Below are 1,426 nucleotides of genomic sequence, written 5' to 3' on the forward strand. Positions count from 1 at the left end.
TGAACTGACCCCCAATAGTTGGACACCAATTATTGGGGGTCTTTTTATGTCCAAATATAGCCGTGAGCTAAAATGTATCATTGCTAAGCAATACTTAGATGGCACGTCATCTCTCTATTTAGCAAAACAATATTCAATTTCTTCAAGGCAGATACGGTATTGGGCTCAAGTCTTTGCCATCCATGGTACTGATTCATTTTTACCAACTAAGCATGCCGCGACTGCTCAAACAAAACGAAAAGCATTGAATTTAATGTGGACGAATGAATGGTCTCTCACGCACACTAGCGCTGTATTAAACCTCTCATCCCCTGGGATACTCTCTGTCTGGCTCAAAAGATTTAATGAGCTCGGTATCAAGGGGCTCAAAATGCGCCAGAAAGGAAGACCCTCAATGAAACAGCAACCTCAACGTACCACTAAGCCTGATAATGAAATGACACTTGAGGAGCTAAAAGAGGAGTTGGTCTACTTACGAACCGAGAATGCCGTTCTAAAAAAGTTGGAAGAGTTGGAGCAGGAAAAAAACCGTCGAACAAAGAAAAAGCGGTCATAGCTCTAACTCTTAAAGGCAAGTACCCGCTGAAGCACTTACTGCAGACTCTACAGCTGGCAAAAAGTGTCTTTTATTATCAAGCTCAAACAAACAAGCGCCCAAATAGCTACGAACGTGAGCTGCGGTTGATAAAGTCAATTTATCATGAACATAAGGGTCGATACGGCTACCGCCGTATTCACTTGGAACTAAAAAATCAGGGGTTCGTGCTTAATCACAAAACGGTTCAAAGGCTTATGGCTCAGCTCAACCTTAAATCGACGGTCAGGATTAAAAAGTATCGTTCATACCGAGGAGAGTCTGGAACAGCTGCTCCTAACCTGCTTGAAAGAGATTTTAGTGCGACTCAACCCGATGAAAAGTGGGTAACTGATGTCACGGAGTTCAAAGTCAAAGAGCAGAAAGTATACTTGTCTCCCGTGGTCGACTTGTTTACTCAGGAGGTAGTGGCTTATAGAGTGGCCAAAAATGCCTGCTTGCCGCTTGTCACGGATATGCTAACGGAAGCCATATCAAAGCTCAAACCCAACTCAAAGCCAATTATACATAGCGATCAAGGTTGGCAATATCGTCATCGACAGTATCAGAAAAAGGTAGCGGAGAGTGGGTTAACACAAAGCATGTCGAGAAAAGGTAACTGCTTGGATAATGCGGTTGCTGAAAACTTTTTTGCTTTACTCAAAACAGAGATGTATCACAACCAAAGCTTTGAAGATGCAGATGCTCTGATAGAGCAAATTAAAGAATACATCGAGTACTACAATACCAAACGTATAAAAGTGAAACTAAAAGGCCTGACTCCGATAGAATATCGAACTCAGGCCTTGAAAGCCGCTTAACAGAAATGTCCAACTTTACGGGGTCACTTCA

2 protein-coding genes are annotated in these 1,426 nt (G+C 42.5%); both read left to right on the forward strand.

Going from position 1 to position 1,426, the window contains the following annotated elements; translation table 11 throughout:
* Positions 1-46 precede the first annotated feature (46 nt).
* Positions 47-556 carry a helix-turn-helix domain-containing protein gene (locus AB4384_RS01930; RefSeq protein ID WP_029236503.1) on the forward strand — a complete coding sequence of 170 codons (510 nt, stop codon included), beginning with the start codon at positions 47-49 and terminating at the stop codon, positions 554-556.
* Entirely contained in the window at positions 553-1,395 is an 843-nt protein-coding gene (locus AB4384_RS01935) for an IS3 family transposase (protein ID WP_106427183.1), read from the forward strand. Before AB4384_RS01930 ends, AB4384_RS01935 begins: the two co-directional genes overlap by 4 nt.
* Positions 1,396-1,426 lie beyond the last annotated feature (31 nt).

This window comes from Vibrio sp. 10N.261.51.A4, from assembly GCF_041471945.1.
Classification (GTDB): Bacteria; Pseudomonadota; Gammaproteobacteria; order Enterobacterales; family Vibrionaceae; genus Vibrio; species Vibrio crassostreae_C.

Coding starts and splice junctions, on each gene's coding strand:
- AB4384_RS01930 (WP_029236503.1), top strand. CDS start 47: ATGTCCAAATATAGCCGTGAGCTAAAATGTATCATTGCTAAGCAATAC.